Genomic DNA, 17,384 nt, shown 5'->3' on the forward strand with positions numbered 1-17,384 from the left:
AAAACTTTTGGGGTTCTGCATCTAAGATATAAAAGTCAGCACCAAAAGTTCTATATTCAAGACCGTTTACTTCCATGACTTTCGTGGAAAACAAAGCCTCACCTTTTTTACCGTTCTTACTATCCTCAGCAAAAGTAGCGTAAAGCACCTGTTCAACCTTATCTTCTAAGTCAGATTTAATTGAGATAAGTGTTGCGTTAGTTAGTTTTACTCTTGGTCTCATGCTTGTGCTTCCTTCTTATCTTCTAGGCAAAACGGGCGGAAAAAACTAAGGTACTTAACTCCATTAACTTTTAGTAAATTGTTGTCAGCATCAAAATGTGACAGAACGCTAGACTGATACAACGAAATATATTTTTCATAATCGATGGTGTTAAAAAAATTGGTATCGACACGTCGTGCATGGAAAACAAGAGCTTGCTGATCGATACGAACAATGAACTTTTGATCACCATCTAGATTTTTAACCTGTAGACATAAATCAGGTTTGTGCCAATCAGATACAAAGGAAGGAATCAGTGGGAAGCCATATACCAAATAGCGCATACCTTCGATTTTGAAGGTTGTTGGATTGAACTGAGCCTTATTTACTTTGCCGCTACGGAATAATTCAAGTGTCAACACCAGCCAGTGCTTATGCTTAGAAAATGTATTTCCTTCAGAAATACAGCCTTCGAACTCACTATCATGGTTTACATGATTGATGTACATGTATTTTTTAATGTCATTCAAGGAAAGCTTTTCAACCGGAAACTTTGAAGCTATGAGCCTGAAATAACAACCATGAACTTTTAAATCTGCATATTGAACTATCAACGGATCATCAAAGGCATCAAAGTATGGTCGCCACTCTAAGCGGAAGTCTGCGCCTGTATTAACAATAAACTTGGCATCTTCAGGTAACCCTAAAACTTGGTATATCAATGAAACTAAATCTAAAGTTTCAATATCTACCAGCATCAGGCTTTCAATACGGTTTGCCATTGACTCAATTTCTTTATGAAGCGATTCAATAATTTCTTGATCATCGTGTTCGTTGATCATTAAATATTTCAGGGAATCGTGCTTTAGAATTGAATCCAGTTTTTTCTGTTCAAATGCTTCAGTGAGGCTATTATGGGTATCAGAAAAATGAGGGCAGTTATAAACACCTCTAGCCCACAGGCCTTGGGCGTAAAGATCAGGAAACTCTAATAACTCAGCAAACTCTTTTGCTTGTTTATTGAGTTTATTCTTTAATTGATAAAGTGAGATCATTTAGTTCTCCAAACAACTTTTTAATAAACAATGGCCTACCAACACATTGCTTTATTTATTGTTCAAATAACCAAATTTTTACGGATGCTCCGCTTCACTGTTCACGTTTTCAAGGCGAAAAACATGTGTAGGCGTAGGCTGTCCGTTCAGCCTTCTTATTATAATATCGCCAAAAAACAAAATGACAACTTACGTATTTGTACAACTTTAGGTAGATATTTTGAGTTTGAACTCTGAAAAGCTAAGCCCAAACAAGGATACGACCATCTCTTCATTTATATTGGAGCCGGGAAATTTTTTTTCAAAATTTCCAATAATGCTATCTAGGTGGCTAGCTAATATTTTTACTAAAAATATTTCCGAGTTTGGTGAGAGTGCAGACAGTGCTATCAATGGGTTGTCAAAGGATTCAGCTTTTATTTTTACTAGTAAATCGCTGTAACTGTCACAGCCGTAAAGACAAATAGCTAGGGCTTCTTGGGCTTGTCCAAGGGGAATAGTTAATAATTTAGATAATCGTTTTGCCTGCCTTTTTATATTTACTAGCAGGTCTTCTTTATTAAAAGACATCAATACACCAAAAAACGGCAACGCTAGGCCACGCACCTATGTCACTCAGTTTTTGTGAATATTTAATCTTTTAGTTCAGAGTAAATCCATTTCGTCCTGTTTTCGTGGGAACGGGCTTCTCTGAAAAGCCACTGCAAAAAGCAGTGGCTATTGTCGCAATATTATAAGGAAATGTGAATTGTAGTTTGATGCCTACATGTTCTTTTCAGTGAATTCAGCCAAGCTACTACGCTCTACTTCATCAAATATCAATACTGAGCCTTTTTCATAGTTTCTATACACGTTAACAGCCGCGCTAGCACCTGAAGATGCGGGTGTGACAAACTTATCATCAATCTGGGCTAAGTTGCCCAACACGATTGTGCGACAATTTTTGCCACCACGGCTTAACATGCCCTTAATTTGCGCTCTAGTCATGTTTTGAGCTTCATCAATGATTAAAACAGCATCGTCTATTGAACGACCTCGGAAGTAAGCCATACTAGTAAATTCTATATTGGCTTTTTCGATCACATGCTCGACTGTTGCATGAATATTTGTTTCATGGCTATCATCTGAATGCATCGAAATTAAGGCGTCAGTAATACCAGCCAGAAGAGGCATCGATTTTTCTGTTAAATCCCCCGGTAAGAATCCCGGATCGTCGTCCATAAAGTCTCTGGAGCGCACCACAACGATTTTTTTGTACTTTTTTAACTCCAATACTTGATGCAGCGCTGAAGCAACTGCTAAAAAAGTTTTTCCGGAGCCAGCAGGGCCAAGGATGATATTTAAGTCATAATATGGATCTGTTAATTGGCTTAAAGCTACTGCCTGACGCTGATTTTTAGGCAAAATGCCCCATACTTTTTCTTGTTTACGAGGCAATAACTTTGTGAATACCTCAGTATCTGTTACTTCTGAAATTCGCCCAATGTGTCCAGCTTCATCGTACCAATACATGTTTGGCTGAACTTCATCGTTAAACAAGCTTATAGGGAATGTATAAACCTCTCCTGAAACTTTGAAATCTTTATCTGATTCAATTCGATCAAAAAGGTCGCCTTCAAAAGCCTGTACTCCTGTATACAACAAATCTATATCTGCGATTTGATTATCAACGGATACATCTTCAGCCATAACACCAACTGTACGTGCTTTCAGTCGCATATTGATGTCGCGGCTAACAATTGTTACGTCTTTATTGAGTTCTTTTTGAAGATATAAAGCATAATTAATTATTCTGTTATCAGCGTCACTTCCTATCCCGTGCTTTAACTCCTTAGCCAGATCCAATTGAGTGTCAATTCCAATGAAAAGCTTTCCTCTCTGGGCTGTTTCGGTAGATGGTAAAGGAATACCTATTTCCATTTCCTCGGCTGTATGTCCATTTATAATGTCTTCAAGCATTCTAATGCACATACGGGCATCGGCACTTACCGATTTATTAGTTCTTTCTTTCAGGTTATCAAGCTCTTCAAGGACAGTTAGACAGATGTAAATATCATCTTTGTAGCTAAAAATAGATTTTGGATCATGTACTAATGCAGATGTGTCTAGTACACGAGGATTTCGATTATCAATAGAGCTTTTCATTACGCAGCCCCCCAAAAGATTGAATCGTTGCTAGGCTTTGTGTTGTACTTTTCTTGTAAATTACAAATTTTGAGTAAAGGTTTATTGTTGAGAGACTGCTCAGAGTAGCTAAGGTAATCAATTTTTTTGGAAATTCTTTTTACTTTTTCTACAGGCCAATAAAAACAAGGGGGTAAAAACTTTAAAACATCCCCAATTCGGGGTTGCAAAATTACCACGGCATTCTGGATACTACGCCCACGCATGAAGTTCACCGATTTAAACTGAATATTGGCTTTTTCCATAATATAGTTGCGACTGGAAATCGGGTTCTCATCGCCTTTGTGCAACACCTCCAAAGAATCGGTGATCGCTGCCAGCCAAGGCGCCATTTTCTCTTCCTCTGTGCCTGGCAAAAAACCTATAGACTCCGCTATTTCAGGGGTATTGCGGGTCACAATTAGTTTGTCGTATATGCCTTTTTCGATGATCATTTCAAGGGCGGCCGCTAAGGCTAAAATCGTTTTGCCGCACCCTGCCGGACCAGTGAGTAACACCAGTTCGATATCTGTGTCGAGCAAGGCGTCCATGGCCATGCCTTGGTAAATATTTTTTGGTTTAACGCCCCAGGCGCTGCGCGCCAAAAGCCGTTCGACTCCTAGGTCTTTTAGGGTTATATGTGCTTCATCATAGCCAACTACACGAGCCGCGAAATGGCCACTGTCATCAAGCAAATATTCATTGGCAAAGATATCAGGTACCAACTCTCTGGCAACGTGATGAAGGGCATCGCGCCCTTGCTGCTCGGTTTCACACTCCCCGACATGCTGCCAGAAATCACCCTCTATTTTTTTATACCCTGAGGTCAGTAGCGTAATGTCATCAATCAGTTGGTCTGTACGGTAATCTTCAACATAATGCAGACCCGCACCTTTGGCTTTAAGACGCATGTTGATATCTTTGGTCACTAGCACCACTTTGGCGTCGCTGTACTGCTTTTGCAGATACACCGCGCAGTTAATGATGCGGTGATCGTTTTCATCCCCAGGCAGTCCAGAGATGCTATCTGCAAACAAATGATCATTAACAATAATGAGCTTACCCCGAGGCGCTTCTGGTGCACGTTTATTACTGGGTAATAGCCCCCCCTGCAACATTTGCTCTGGGGTGGCATCGCGCAATACTTCATCGAGTGCACGAATAGCCACTCGTGCATCGCGACTCACATCACGTTTGCGGTCTTTTATGTGGTCGAGCTCTTCGAGGACAGTCATTGGCACAATTACATCGTGTTCTTGGAAAGAGAGGAAAGCAAGGGGTTCGTGGAGTAATACGTTGGTGTCGAGCACATACATTTTACTACTGGTAGCGTGGCGGTCTTGGTCCATAGCGCGTTCCTATTTGTCTTTTATTGTATGTATGCCGCCGCAGCTCAATAAACAGCCTGAATCAGTAGCAGCATACTTCAAGTTTAGTCTATGGATTACAAAAGACGCTTTTATGACAGTAAAAAAGACGGTGAAAATCACACTTTTTTGTTTGCAAAAATGCCCTTCTTTTGCTGCTGTATATAAAACACACAAGCGTAGAAACTTTTCTGCGTTTTGTGGTGATAATCAATCAAGAGCACGCTAATATAGCCGCCTTTTTTTGCTTGGGCCAACGCGCTCAAGCCTAGGTAAATCAAAGTCGAGTCGAGCAAGTAATGAATTTTTCCTTAGGTCAACGTTGGATCAGTGATACCGAGTCCGATTTAGGATTAGGTACCGTAGTTGCATTGGAAGGACGCCAAGTCAGCATTCTTTTTCCTGCAAGCGGGGAAAACCGGGTCTATGCACAAAGTGAAGCCCCCGTTACCCGTGTAAAGTTCAATCCTGGCGATACTATTCGCAGTGCTGATGAATGGGAACTTGAGGTCAGCGAAGTAACACAAAGCGATGGCTTATATACCTACGTAGGCAAACGTCTTGATAATGACGAACCGGTGGAACTCAAAGAAACTTTTCTCGATCATTTTATTAAGTTTAATAAGCCTCAAGACAGGCTTTTTGCTGGTCAAGTAGACCGCTTCGATCGTTACACGCTGCGCTACAACACGTGGCAACATCGCTACCAGCGCGCGCAGTCACCACTAAAAGGGTTAATTGGGCAACGCGCTAGCCTGATTGAGCACCAATTGCATATTGCCCGTGAGGTGGGACAACGTTTTGCCCCGCGCGTGTTACTCAGCGATGAAGTGGGTCTAGGTAAAACCATTGAAGCCGGTATGATTTTGCACCAACAGTTGCTTACCGGGCGCGCTGCGCGCGTGCTCATAGTCGTGCCGGAGAATTTACAACATCAATGGCTAGTAGAAATGCTGCGCCGCTTTAACTTACAGTTTGCCATTTTTGATGAGGAGCGCTGCGCCGAAGCCTATGCCGACAGCCCCAATGTGTTTGAGACCGAACAGTTGGTGCTCACTAGCTTAGAATTCCTAACCAAGAAAAAACGCTGGTTTGAACAAGCAACCTTGGCGGATTGGGACCTTATGGTGGTTGATGAAGCGCATCACCTAAGCTGGTCGGTGGATAACCCCAGCACCGAGTATCAGCGCATTGAAGAGCTCAGTCGCGATATTGCCGGTCTTATTTTGCTTACCGCCACCCCAGACCAACTTGGCCACCAAAGTCACTTTGCCCGTTTGAAACTGCTCGACCCTGACAGGTTCTATGACTACGACGCCTTTGTTGCCCAAGAAGCGCATTATCAAGACATTGCTGACGCAGCCAATAGCGTACTCCAAGAACAAGCTCTGAGCACTGACCAACAGCAAGTACTTACCAACCTGCTAGGTAGCGAAGCACAAGCACTACTTGCTGGTATTGCTAAGGGCGATGAGCAAGCGAAAGCCAGCATGTTAGAGCAGCTTCTGGACCGTCATGGCACAGGGCGCATTTTATTCCGTAACAGCCGCAGTGGCATAAGCGGCTACCCCGAGCGTATTTTACACACCTACCCAATGACAATGCCGTCGCAATACCAAACGGCGATGAACGTAATGGGCAGTTTAGGCAGCTCAGGACCGGCTGAGCTCAACGCCATGCGCGCGCTGTTCCCAGAGAAAATGTTCCAAGAATTCGAGGGCCAAGACAGCAGCTGGACACAGTTCGACCCTCGGGTGCAGTGGCTTATCGACACCCTTAACGCCAATAAGCCGCAAAAGATGTTGGTGATTTGTGCTAAAGCCGAAACCGCGTTAAGCCTTGAGCAAGCCCTGCGTGAACGCGAGGGGATCAAGGCCGCACTGTTCCATGAAGGCATGAGCATTATTGAACGTGACCGCGCCGCCGCATTCTTTGCCGACATTGAAGACAGTGCTCAGGTCCTTATTTGTTCTGAGATTGGCTCTGAGGGGCGCAACTTCCAGTTCGCTCACCACCTCGTGCTGTTCGACTTGCCGCTCAACCCAGACCTGTTAGAGCAGCGCATTGGCCGTTTAGATCGTATCGGCCAAAGCGAAGACATTAAAATTCACGTGCCTTATTTTCAACACACTGCACAAGACACTCTGCTGCAGTGGTATCACCATGGCCTGAATGCCTTTGAACACACCGCCAGCACTGGGCATATTCTCAATCAAGAGTTTGGTGATGAACTCATCGAGCTGCTGGCTGATGGCAGCTACCAAGATGAACCGCTACAAGCACTGGTACAACGCGTTCATGCGCGGTATCTAGCGCTCAAAGCGCAAATGGAATCAGGACGTGACCGGTTATTAGAGCTGCACTCTAGCGGCCAAGGCCAGTCTGAGCACCTAGTGCAGGATATCAATGCCTTAGACCACAGCTTTGAGCTGCCCAGCTACATGATCAATGTGTTTGATATTTGGGGAGTGAACCAAGAAGATAAAGGCGAAAATAGCATTATCCTCAAACCCACGGAGCACATGCTCGGTGCCACCTTCCCCTGCTTAAAAGAAGAAGGCATCAGTGTCACTTTTGATAGAGACACGGCGCTTGCGCAAGAAGATTTGCACTTTATCAGTTGGGATCACCCCATGGTCGAAGGGGCGATGGAGATGATCTGTGATGACGATTTTGGCACCGCTTCGGTGGCGCTGTTTAAAAACAAAAAACTGCCGGCCGGCACCTTCTTTGTTGAATTGGTTTACATCGCCGAAGCCATGGCTCCGAAATCGTTACAGTTAGGCCGCTATTTACCGCCGACGCCCATACGACTCTTACTGGATAAAGGCGGTAACGACCTCAGCGCCAATGTTGCCTTTGATACCTTTAATCAGCAATTAAATGCCGTTGGCAGACAAACGGCATCGAAGCTTGTGAACGCATTGCAAAGTGCCATTCACCCGCTGATTGAGCAAGGCAATGAGCAGGCGCAGGTGCACATGGAGCAACTACGTGAACAGGCCAAACAGAGTATGCATCAGGCACTGGATACAGAGCTGACTCGCCTGCAAAACCTGAAAGAAATCAATCCGAATATTCGTGACGAGGAGCTCAGTTATTATCGTGATAACAAGCAGCAAATGGATGATTACATCGACAAAGCCAAGGTTAAACTCGATGCCATTCGCTTAATCGTTGTCAGCCACTAAGCATTTCTTTAAAATGGCCGGCCTTATCTAACGGGGCTGGCCATGCTGTTACACTACAATCCACCGCGCACTCCTTATCTGCGCATTCTTTACCAAGATGATGACTTATTAGTACTGGATAAACCCAGTGGCTTACTCAGCGTTCCCGGAAAAGACCCCAAGCATGCAGATTGTGTGATCCGTCGCGCTAACCTTGTTTTTCCTAGCGCCAAAATTGTGCACCGCCTGGATATGGCCACCTCCGGGGTTATTTGTCTGGCATTAAATAAAGCCGCACACCGCCACCTAAGTATGCAATTCCAAGAGCGGCAAACGGCCAAGCGTTACCTTGCTCGGGTTGAGGGTCACCTAAAAGAGCAAAATGGCAGTATCGATTTGCCCCTGATTTGCGACTGGCCAAACCGGCCAAAGCAAATGGTCGATCATGACCGAGGGAAACCCTCACTCACGCATTATCAGGTGCTTGATTATGAGCAGGACGCCACCCGCGTTGAGCTCACCCCGATCACCGGGCGCAGTCACCAGTTACGCGTACATATGCTTAGCCTAGGACATGTGATCCTCGGCGATAGACTTTACGCCCACGAACGTGCCAAAGCGCGAGCAGATAGGCTACAACTACACGCCACTTGGCTACAGCTACGCCATCCTAGTAACGAAGAGGTGATGGAGTTCACCGCTTCGTGTCCGTTCTAAACTTTTTATGGCGGTGGCCGATAGCTATGTAGATATAAAATAATAGAGAGTGTTTAACGTCTGTGCTGCGATTGATACTGATATTAATAGGGTTGCTCGTGCAATGGCCAACCAATGCCAGCCCGGCCCTCGATAGGCATTACTTAGCTAGCCTCGATGAGACACAAACGCTGCTCGCCAAAGGGGAAGAGTTTAATGTGGTGTTTCGCCCACATATGGCTTCAGAGCATCGCGGTGTAGTGCTTATGATCCCGAGCATCGATGATCCCTATGGTAATCAACGTGGTTTTATATTTTTACGGGCACTGCTCAGTGAGCGTGGCTATAGCAGCTACCTCTTAATTAATCGCCCAGCAACACTTGACGATGAGCAACAGAGCGAAGCTGCTCAGCAAGACGCTAACGAAGAACAGCAACAAGGCCAAGCGCAGCAATCTCAGGAGCCGCCTCCACAACCCGCTGACGAAACCGAGCAGCCGCAACCCAGTTATGTCCCTGGCTATCAACAAGCCATCTCCTCTGAGCTGTTGGATAAAGAACAACAGCGCTTAAGCGCACAACTAGTTAGTCTACTAGAGCGGGCACAAGAGCAAGGCAAAGCGGTTAGTGTGTTCGCTGCTGGGCGCAGCGCCGGCTTACTCAGTGAGTACTTTGTCGATAATCTACAGGTGGATATTAACGCGTTTATTGCTGTGGGCGCCTACTTGCCGATCCCTACGCGTCACCATCATATTAGTGCCAATTTATCAGTGATGCCTCCTGCGGTGCTCGACGTGTACACCCCTTTTGATCATAGCTGGGCCACGCAGCAACGGCCACAGCGACGACTCTGGGCAGAGAAAAACAGAAAGCTTGATTACCGCCAACGTACATTGTTCGCTGAGCTTAGTGAGCAGCAGCAAATACACCGCCTCGCAACGGAAATCGACGGTTTTCTGCGGCGCTTATTCTAAGCCTTTAGGTACTCATACGCCGCTTGGATATCCTGGCTTTTCTTTTGCGCTAACTTCATCATATGCTCAGGAAGGCCCTGGGATACCAACTTATCTGGGTGGTGCTGCGCCATCAACTTGCGGTAGGCCTTTTTTACAGTGCGCGCATCCGCTCCCTCTTCCAAACCAAGAATATCCAACGCCTGACGACGATTCATACCGGCATCGCTGGTACTTGATGTGCGCCCTTGATGATGTTGTCGTTGCTGCTGTTGAAAGCGTTGTTGCTGTTGGCGAAAAGCAAATTCGGCTTGGTAGCGTTTGAGGATAAAGTTAAAATGGGTTTTACTGACACCCAGCCCTTTGGCGACCTGCTCCAACAGCGCTTTTTCTTGCTCAGCTAAGTGGCCATCACTGAAGGCCATCTGAATTTGGATTTCCAAAAATAACTGCAACATATCGAAGCGCCCGGCAAAATGCTCGCGGAACTCTCGCAGCGTCGCATTCATGGAGAAATCAGCCTCTTTACCCGCGCGAAATGCATGCTGAGCTTCGCGCTTGTCCTCACCACTTAAGCCCATTTCATCCATAAACTGTGTGGCTGCACGAATATGCATCTCGTTGACGCGACCGTTGGACTTCGCAATATGCCCCATGACAGCAAAGCAACTAGAGAAAAATAAGGCTTGGCGCTGAGATACATCTTCGTGGTTAAAAAAGCCACGAAAACCGCCAGCACGGTCAAAGTCCTGCTTTAAGCTTCTATCGAACATGTGCCCAACGAACAGCCCCAATAAGGCGCCAAGAAACTTACCAAACATAAAGCCAAAGCAGGCACCAAGAAGCTTGCCCCACATCACCAAAATACCTCTGAAAACCAATGTGCACCACATAGTGACGAAAAATCATCGAACTAACAAGCGAAAGCATGGCCCAGTAGCGCACCTAGTTGTATACCCTAGCGCTTTTATCGCTAACAATTTTTAACCCTTATCCGCTGACATCGCTTTGTCAGCGGATGTAATTACGGAAAAATTGCTTTATTATGTCATGCTTATTTCCAGTGCACTTGGCAAGCAACATTAAGTTTAAGGGAAGTCGATGAATAAATTGTGGGGCATGGTTATTCTCGCCCTGTATGGTGCCAGCGCAGGAGCTGTTTTTGCGCGTACAGCAGAGCTTGCGGCCAATACCGCTTCGGCGCAAGAGCACACAGATACCGATAAAAAACAGTTATCACAAAATATTAAGGTAGCGCACTGCTTAGCTGCTTCACGCCCTGCGCCTTGGCAAGCCCCTAACTTACCCTTGGGTCTAGTAGAAATTGTTTCCGACGATGTTGAATTAATAGGCCAAGATAGTGCTCAGTTTGACGGCAACGTCAACATCAATACGCGCACCATGAGCTTACAAGCGCAGTCGGCACTGATTGACAAACAACAAGGCTTATTAAATGCGACTGGGCCGCTCACTTACCGAGACGGTGTTTCTAAAATCACCAGTCGCGGCTTAAATGCAAGCTTAAACGACTCTAATATCAGCCTTCTTGGTGCCGATTATCAGCTCACTCAACAGCAAGGCCGTGGTGGCGCTGAACAACTTCAAGTTAATGAGGACGCCTTAGAGCTGAGTAATGCCAGCTTCACGACCTGCCCGGTCGATAGCGAAACCTGGGCAATCAGCGCCGATAAAATCATTCTTTCGCAAAAAGAAGGTTGGGGCGAGACCTACGGTGCCACGCTGAAAATTTATGATACTCCGGTGTTGTATCTGCCCTATTTTACCTTTCCTATCGATGATAAACGCAAAACAGGGTTTTTAGCACCACAGATTTCCAGCTCAAACCGATTTGGCGTGGAGACTATCACTCCTTACTACATCAACTTGGCTCCCAATTACGACCTCACATTGACGCCGCGCTATATGTCCAAAAAAGGCATTCAGCTGCAGTCTGAGTTTCGCTATTTAACCCCGAGCAGCCAAGGCTTGCTGGGACTCGAATACTTAGATTCAGATAAAAGTGAGCGCGAGCTTGGAAACCGTTATTTATTCCACTGGCAGCAGCAGAGCTATTTTAGTGATGTCTGGCGTGCAGGCGTTGATATTACTAATGTGAGTGACGATAACTACCTCACTGACCTGAATTCTAATTACGCCAATAAGACCGACACCCACTTAGCCCGTACGGGGATTCTTACCCATTGGGGTGAACGTTGGCGCACCGATATACAATTGCAAGATTATGAAGTCCTGGGCGACCATCTTGAGTCCTACACAACCTTGCCTCGCATCGGCTTTACACAGACAAATGCTTATAAATTGGGTTGGTTTGACGCTTCAGTAAGCGGCGAGTTGAGCCATTTCCGTAACAGCACGCGAACTATTGATGAAGCCACACGAGTGCACATAGAACCGCAACTGCGTTTTAGTGAAGAGCGTTATGCTTGGTCATTTCTCTCCGAGTTCAGTGTGCTGCACACTTATTATGACCAGCAAGGTAATCTTGAAGGGACGCAGTATGAGCAAACGGTAAACAGAACTCTACCGAAAGTTCGCCTATACAGCCAACTTAACTTCGAGCGCGACACCAGCTTACTCGTCGAAGATGGTATTCAAACCCTGGAACCACAAATTCAATATTTGTACACCCCCAACAAAGACCAAAATAACATTGGCCTGTTTGATACCACCAAGCTCCAAGACGACTTTTATGGCCTGTTCCGCGATCGTCGTTTCTCCGGTGTAGACCGCATCGCTGCGGCTAACCAAATTACCCTCGGGGCGACAACGCGTATCTTTGATAAACAAAATGAGGAATTATTTAACCTCAGTGTCGGGCAAATATTCTATCTCTCTGATTCTGCTAAACCCACAGAGCAAGACTTTGCCGGCGAAAACAATTACAACGCGTTATTCGCCGGTGAAGCCATGTGGCACTGGCACCGTCGTTGGTACCTCTCTGGCGGCATTCAGTACGACACCGATGGCAAGCAAATAATCCAATCCCATGTAACCCTAGATTATAAGGGCGACGATAATGAGTTGGTGCAGTTGAACCATCGCTATGCAAACGATGTCTCAGGGAATACAATTGAGCAAATAGGTATGTTTACCAGTGTCCCAATTGACGATAACTGGCAATTCGTGGCCAGCTACCACCGTGATATTGAAACCGGTCGTAGCATCGAAGTGTTCAGTGGTTTACAGTATGAGTCATGTTGTTGGGCAGTGCAGATCACTGGCCGCAGACAAATAGAAACGGACTTAAACCAAAGCATAAACCAAGAGCAAGCCATCTTCGACTCGGGGATCGGCATCAAATTTGTCCTTAAAGGACTTGGAGGCAAGAGCAGTTATGATGCACAAAAGTTACTTAGAGAAGGCATTTTTGGCTACCGTCGCCCCTATTTCCTTACCAATTAAAGCAATAAAAAGTATGAAATTCAGACGTTTTTTAGCAACAACTTTATTTGCCCTAGGGTTATCTCAGGGTGTACAAGCGCAAGAACAACTTATTGACCAAGTCGTAGGTATCGTTAACGAAGGGGTGATCCTTGAAAGTGAAGTGGATGCCATTGTTAACCGAGTAAAAGCACAAGCCAAAGAAAGTGGTCAAGATCTGCCTACTGACAGTGCCTTACGTGTGCAAGCTATTGAGCGACTCGTCAATCAAACCTTACTGATGCAAATGGCTGACCGTATGGGGTTAGAAATCTCCGATGGCCAGCTTGATCAAACTCTTGCAACCATGGCTAAAGACCAAGGCGGTACGATTGCCGACATGCGTCGCTCAGTGGAAGCTTCCGGTGAAAGCTTCGCCCAATTCCGTGAAGATATTCGTAAAGAGATCACCACTCAGCAGGTACTGCGCGCTAACGTCGATCGTCGTATCTACATTAGCTTGCAAGAGATTGAAAACCTTTTGCAAATTATGGAGCAGCAAGGCGGCAACAGTGAAGAATATGATATTGGTCATATTCTTATCGATATTCCCAGCTCTGCAACGCCAGAGGAAATTGCCAGTGCGCAAGACCGTGCAGCTAAAGTTATTGAATTACTTGAAGAAGGCCGAGAGTTTAAACGTATCGCAATCGCCTCATCCAGTGGCTCGAAAGCGCTCGAAGGTGGACAGCTAGGGTGGATGAGCACCAATGAAATGCCTTCATTATTTGCCGAGGCAGTCAAAGGTAAGAAAAAAGACACGATTGTTGGCCCACTGCGCAGTGGCGCGGGCTTTCACATAATTAAAGTACAAGACGTGCGTGGCCGCCAAGTGGTGGAAACAGTCGAGATGCGTTCACGTCACATTCTTCTCAAGCCCTCAATTATATTGAGTGAAGAGAAAGCACGCTCAATGCTTGAAGGCTTTGTCAAAGACTTGCGTGCCGGTGATGCTGACTTTGCCGAATTGGCGAAAGAGTACTCTGAAGACCCGGGCTCAGCGCTTAAAGGGGGTGAGTACGATTGGACCGACCCTACTACCTATGTGCCTGCGTTTCGCGATACGTTAATGTCGCTAGAAAAAGGCGAGATCAGTGAACCGTTCCGTTCCACTTTCGGCTGGCACATCGTGCAGCTGTTAGATAAACGCGTCGCCGATAAAACCGATTTAGCGAAGAAAAACCGTGCTCAGCAGCTGCTCTATAATCGTAAGTTCAAAGAAGAGAGCTTTGCGTTCCAGCAGGAGATCCGCGAGCAAGCGCACATTGAGATCTTCGCAGAGGATTAATGGTTATGACCTTACGTATCGCCATTACTCCGGGGGAGCCGGCTGGCATAGGCCCGGATTTATTGCTTGAATTAGCACAGCAGCAGTGGCCCGCACAGCTGGTCGCTATTGCTGATGCTAAGCTATTGCAACAACGAGCCAAAGCGCTGGGTCTGCCTCTACGGTTAACGCCTTTTGATGAGCAAGCCCCAGCCCAGCCCAGCGAAGCGGGTGAGTTGTATATCCATCAAGTCGATTTAGCAACGCCTGTGGTGGCTGGTGAACTTGATGAGAAAAATGGCGAATACGTGCTTGATACTCTGCGTATCGCCTGTGAGAAAAACATGGATGGCACGTTCGATGCCATCGTCACAGGCCCAGTTCACAAAGGTATCATTAATAAAGCGGGTATTTCTTTTAGCGGGCACACCGAATATTTTGCGCAACAATCAAATACCCCGGATGTCGTGATGCTGTTAGCAACACAAGGACTGCGAGTTGCGTTAGTCACCACGCACATCCCGCTGGCCTATGTAGCCAAAGCCATTACAGAAGAGCGCTTGAAAAAGGTAATTGGTATTCTTGAGCACGATTTACGTACTAAATTCGCAATTGCCAAACCCCGCATTTTAGTCTGTGGTTTAAACCCACACGCTGGCGAAGGCGGGCACCTTGGCCGTGAAGAAATTGAAGTGATCACTCCGACCTTGGAAGCGCTAAATCAACAAGGTATGAACTTAGTGGGCCCCCTTCCTGCAGACACCCTTTTCCAAGATAAATACCTCAATGAGGCGGATGCAGTACTGGCGATGTATCACGATCAGGGGTTGCCTGTGTTAAAATATAAGGGTTTTGGAAATTCCGTAAATATCACCCTTGGCCTTCCTTTTATTCGCACCTCAGTCGATCACGGCACTGCCCTTGACTTAGCTGCGAGTGGCCAAGCAGACGCTGGCAGTTTTCGCGTTGCTTTAAATGAAGCAATCAAAATGGCGAGCAAAAAAGCTAAGAGACAATGACAGATAAATTACACCTAGGCCACTATGCTCGAAAGCGATTCGGGCAAAACTTTCTTCATGACGAAACCGTCATTGATAAAATAGTCACCGCTATCGACCCGCGTCCGGGCGATAACCTAGTCGAGATTGGTCCTGGTTTGGGCGCAATCACCGAACCGGTGTGCGAGTTGACCGACCATCTTAACGTGGTTGAGCTTGATAAAGACTTGGCCGAGCGCCTGATTCACCACCCTTTTATGGCGCCGAAGCTAACGGTACATCAAGGCGATGCGATGAAATTCGATTTTTCCTCGCTGCTACGCAACGACGCCAAATTAAAAATATTTGGTAATCTGCCTTACAATGTTTCAACACCACTGCTATTCCATCTATTCAACTTCGTTGATGAGGTAGAGCATATGCACTTTATGCTGCAAAAAGAGGTGGTTAATCGTATGGTCGCAGGTCCTGGTAGCAAAGCCTTTGGCCGTTTGAGCGTAATGACACAATATTACTGCCATGCCATTCCTGTTATTGAAGTGCCGCCTAATTGCTTTAAACCAGCACCTAAGGTGGATTCGGCCGTGGTGCGCTTAGTGCCTAAAGACAAAGCACAACGCAGCGCTAAAGATACTAAGTTACTTAATACCGTGTGTTTAGAAGCGTTTAATCAGCGCCGTAAGACACTGCGAAATAGCTTGAGCAATTTATTGGATGAAGCGCAGCTAAAAAGCCTAGGTATCGATCCAAGTTTGCGAGCAGAAAGCCTGAGTTTACAACAATTTATTGAGATTGCGAATTGGTTATATGACAACAAGCAGTAGTACAGATTCAGCGATTAAAGTGAATGTCGAGACCTTCTACGTTGAAGGTCAATCGGAGCCAGAGCAAGACAAATACGTATTTGCTTATAACATCACGATAAAGAATCACAGCCTGAGTAGCGCCAAGCTCGTCAGTCGTTATTGGCTTATCACCGACGCCAATGGCAAAGAAGTCGAGGTAGAAGGTGAAGGCGTGGTTGGTGAGCAGCCAACCATCGGCCCGGGTGAGAGTTACAGTTATACCAGTGGCGCTGTGTTAGAAACTCCCGTGGGCACCATGCAAGGCTACTACGTGATGCGCAGCGAATTTGGCAATGAGTTCCAGGCGCCCATTGATGTTTTCCGCCTGAACTGCCCCAACATTTTACACTAAGCTCATGGCGTTATATGCAATAGGTGATCTGCAAGGCTGTTATCATGAATTTGATGCACTGTTGCGGCGCGTTAATTTCAACCCCAGCCAAGATCATCTCTATTGTGTAGGTGATATCGTTGCGCGCGGCCCCGACTCGCTGTCATGTCTGCGCCGACTTGTGCAATTGCAAGGCAGTGTGAGTGTCACCTTAGGTAATCACGATTTACACCTACTGGCTTGTGCAGCATTAAATAAAGAACCCAACCCAAAAGACAAACTCGCCCCTTTATTTGCCGCCGACGATTTTGATTCCTTACTCGCGTTTTTACGTAACCAACCCTTAGCTCTTTGGTTAGCGCCACTGAACACGCTGGTATGTCATGCTGGCTTGTCTCCACATTGGTCACTTACGCAAGCTCTTGAGCAAGCGCAACAAGCGCAGCGCTGTTATCAAGGAAAAGACGCGGCTCATTATTTCGCGCACATGTATCAAAACAGGCCTGTAAAATGGTGCGATTCTCTCAGCGAAATGGAAAAGTTTGTCTATACTATCAATAGTTTCACCCGCATGCGCTTTGTGGAACCCAGCGGTGCTTTAAACCTAAAAGAAAAAGGTAAACCAGGGTGCGATGATCAGCTTGTACCTTGGTTTGCTCACAGCCATCGTCAGCATGATGATTTTGACATTGTATTTGGGCATTGGGCGGCACTAGAAGGTAAAACAGGGCGAGATAATGTACATGCTTTGGACACAGGATGTGTTTGGGGTGGCAGCATGACTCTGATGGACTTGCAGAGTAAGAAAAAAGTTGTAAAGCAATGCGAATTTTTATCGCAATAAGCTGATAAAAACGCAAAAAGTTGTTACATTTTAGCAATAGTTACCTTAATTT

General features: G+C 46.0%; 15 protein-coding genes. 9 read left to right on the forward strand and 6 right to left on the reverse strand.

From position 1 onward, the window contains the following. The 5 genes from W04_RS14805 to W04_RS14825 form a co-directional block, all read right to left on the reverse strand. Positions 1–223: hypothetical protein (locus W04_RS14805; RefSeq protein ID WP_053911378.1), on the reverse strand; the 223-nt coding region annotated here is incomplete at its 3' end. Further along, a complete protein-coding gene (locus tag W04_RS14810) occupies positions 220–1,257 on the reverse strand; it encodes a hypothetical protein (protein WP_053911379.1) in 1,038 nt (345 codons plus the stop codon). The genes W04_RS14810 and W04_RS14805, both read right to left, overlap by 4 nt. Positions 1,258–1,464: 207 nt before the next feature. Then, positions 1,465–1,827, reverse strand: a complete 363-nt coding sequence (locus W04_RS14815; RefSeq protein ID WP_008109624.1) for a hypothetical protein — start codon at positions 1,825–1,827, stop codon at positions 1,465–1,467. Between the two features lie 192 nt (positions 1,828–2,019). Next, positions 2,020–3,402: a PhoH family protein gene (locus tag W04_RS14820; protein ID WP_053911380.1), complete on the reverse strand. Its 1,383-nt coding sequence runs from the start codon at positions 3,400–3,402 to the stop codon at positions 2,020–2,022. Further along, the gene (locus W04_RS14825; protein ID WP_053911381.1) at positions 3,402–4,769 is read right to left on the reverse strand and encodes a PhoH family protein; all 1,368 of its coding nucleotides are present in this window, start codon (positions 4,767–4,769) and stop codon (positions 3,402–3,404) included. The genes W04_RS14820 and W04_RS14825 overlap by 1 nt, the downstream gene beginning before the upstream one ends. Positions 4,770–5,086: 317 nt before the next feature. On the opposite strand from W04_RS14825, the gene rapA reads away from it, so the two are divergent. The 3 genes from rapA (at position 5,087) to W04_RS14840 (ending at position 9,627) form a co-directional block, all read left to right on the forward strand. Next, positions 5,087–7,978, forward strand: coding sequence for an RNA polymerase-associated protein RapA (rapA, locus tag W04_RS14830; protein WP_053911382.1), 2,892 nt, complete (start codon positions 5,087–5,089; stop codon positions 7,976–7,978). 42 nt (positions 7,979–8,020) lie between these two features. Next, positions 8,021–8,674 carry a bifunctional tRNA pseudouridine(32) synthase/23S rRNA pseudouridine(746) synthase RluA gene (rluA, locus tag W04_RS14835; protein ID WP_053911383.1) on the forward strand — a complete coding sequence of 218 codons (654 nt, stop codon included), beginning with the start codon at positions 8,021–8,023 and terminating at the stop codon, positions 8,672–8,674. Between the two features lie 98 nt (positions 8,675–8,772). Beyond that, positions 8,773–9,627, forward strand: a complete 855-nt coding sequence (locus W04_RS14840; protein ID WP_053911384.1) for a DUF3530 family protein — start codon at positions 8,773–8,775, stop codon at positions 9,625–9,627. On the opposite strand, the gene djlA is transcribed toward W04_RS14840, so the two are convergent. Next, on the reverse strand, positions 9,624–10,463 hold the full coding sequence (gene djlA, locus W04_RS14845) for a co-chaperone DjlA (protein ID WP_053911385.1): 840 nt from the start codon (positions 10,461–10,463) through the stop codon (positions 9,624–9,626). The genes W04_RS14840 and djlA overlap by 4 nt on opposite strands. A 244-nt stretch (positions 10,464–10,707) precedes the next feature. Between djlA and lptD the strand changes: the two genes are divergently transcribed. Genes lptD through W04_RS14875 form a run of 6 tightly spaced genes read left to right on the forward strand, consistent with a single transcriptional unit; the run spans position 10,708 to position 17,332 of the window. Further along, the gene (lptD, locus tag W04_RS14850; RefSeq protein ID WP_053911386.1) at positions 10,708–13,029 is read left to right on the forward strand and encodes an LPS assembly protein LptD; all 2,322 of its coding nucleotides are present in this window, start codon (positions 10,708–10,710) and stop codon (positions 13,027–13,029) included. A gap of 13 nt (positions 13,030–13,042) precedes the next feature. Continuing rightward, positions 13,043–14,335, forward strand: a complete 1,293-nt coding sequence (gene surA / locus W04_RS14855; protein WP_022946348.1) for a peptidylprolyl isomerase SurA — start codon at positions 13,043–13,045, stop codon at positions 14,333–14,335. A 5-nt stretch (positions 14,336–14,340) separates the two neighbouring features. Beyond that, positions 14,341–15,333: a 4-hydroxythreonine-4-phosphate dehydrogenase PdxA gene (pdxA, locus tag W04_RS14860; RefSeq protein ID WP_053911490.1), complete on the forward strand. Its 993-nt coding sequence runs from the start codon at positions 14,341–14,343 to the stop codon at positions 15,331–15,333. Continuing rightward, positions 15,330–16,136, forward strand: a complete 807-nt coding sequence (gene rsmA, locus W04_RS14865) for a 16S rRNA (adenine(1518)-N(6)/adenine(1519)-N(6))-dimethyltransferase RsmA (protein ID WP_053911387.1) — start codon at positions 15,330–15,332, stop codon at positions 16,134–16,136. The genes pdxA and rsmA overlap by 4 nt, the downstream gene beginning before the upstream one ends. Next, positions 16,120–16,509, forward strand: coding sequence for a Co2+/Mg2+ efflux protein ApaG (gene apaG, locus W04_RS14870; RefSeq protein WP_022946351.1), 390 nt, complete (start codon positions 16,120–16,122; stop codon positions 16,507–16,509). Before rsmA ends, apaG begins: the two co-directional genes overlap by 17 nt. A gap of 4 nt (positions 16,510–16,513) precedes the next feature. Beyond that, positions 16,514–17,332, forward strand: coding sequence for a symmetrical bis(5'-nucleosyl)-tetraphosphatase (locus W04_RS14875; RefSeq protein ID WP_053911388.1), 819 nt, complete (start codon positions 16,514–16,516; stop codon positions 17,330–17,332). Positions 17,333–17,384 lie beyond the last annotated feature (52 nt).

Source organism: Pseudoalteromonas sp. SW0106-04, assembly GCF_001293805.1.
Lineage (GTDB): Bacteria > Pseudomonadota > Gammaproteobacteria > Enterobacterales > Alteromonadaceae > Pseudoalteromonas > Pseudoalteromonas ruthenica.

Excerpts from the sequence above, each read along its gene's own strand:
- rapA (WP_053911382.1), top strand. The coding sequence starts at position 5,087 with ATGAATTTTTCCTTAGGTCAACGTTGGATCAGTGATACCGAGTCCGAT.
- apaG (WP_022946351.1), top strand. The coding sequence starts at position 16,120 with ATGACAACAAGCAGTAGTACAGATTCAGCGATTAAAGTGAATGTCGAG.
- W04_RS14820 (WP_053911380.1), bottom strand. The coding sequence starts at position 3,402 with ATGAAAAGCTCTATTGATAATCGAAATCCTCGTGTACTAGACACATCT.
- W04_RS14875 (WP_053911388.1), top strand. The coding sequence starts at position 16,514 with ATGGCGTTATATGCAATAGGTGATCTGCAAGGCTGTTATCATGAATTT.
- rluA (WP_053911383.1), top strand. The coding sequence starts at position 8,021 with ATGCTGTTACACTACAATCCACCGCGCACTCCTTATCTGCGCATTCTT.
- surA (WP_022946348.1), top strand. The coding sequence starts at position 13,043 with ATGAAATTCAGACGTTTTTTAGCAACAACTTTATTTGCCCTAGGGTTA.
- lptD (WP_053911386.1), top strand. The coding sequence starts at position 10,708 with ATGAATAAATTGTGGGGCATGGTTATTCTCGCCCTGTATGGTGCCAGC.
- rsmA (WP_053911387.1), top strand. The coding sequence starts at position 15,330 with ATGACAGATAAATTACACCTAGGCCACTATGCTCGAAAGCGATTCGGG.
- djlA (WP_053911385.1), bottom strand. The coding sequence starts at position 10,463 with ATGTGGGGCAAGCTTCTTGGTGCCTGCTTTGGCTTTATGTTTGGTAAG.
- pdxA (WP_053911490.1), top strand. The coding sequence starts at position 14,341 with ATGACCTTACGTATCGCCATTACTCCGGGGGAGCCGGCTGGCATAGGC.
- W04_RS14815 (WP_008109624.1), bottom strand. The coding sequence starts at position 1,827 with ATGTCTTTTAATAAAGAAGACCTGCTAGTAAATATAAAAAGGCAGGCA.
- W04_RS14825 (WP_053911381.1), bottom strand. The coding sequence starts at position 4,769 with ATGGACCAAGACCGCCACGCTACCAGTAGTAAAATGTATGTGCTCGAC.
- W04_RS14810 (WP_053911379.1), bottom strand. The coding sequence starts at position 1,257 with ATGATCTCACTTTATCAATTAAAGAATAAACTCAATAAACAAGCAAAA.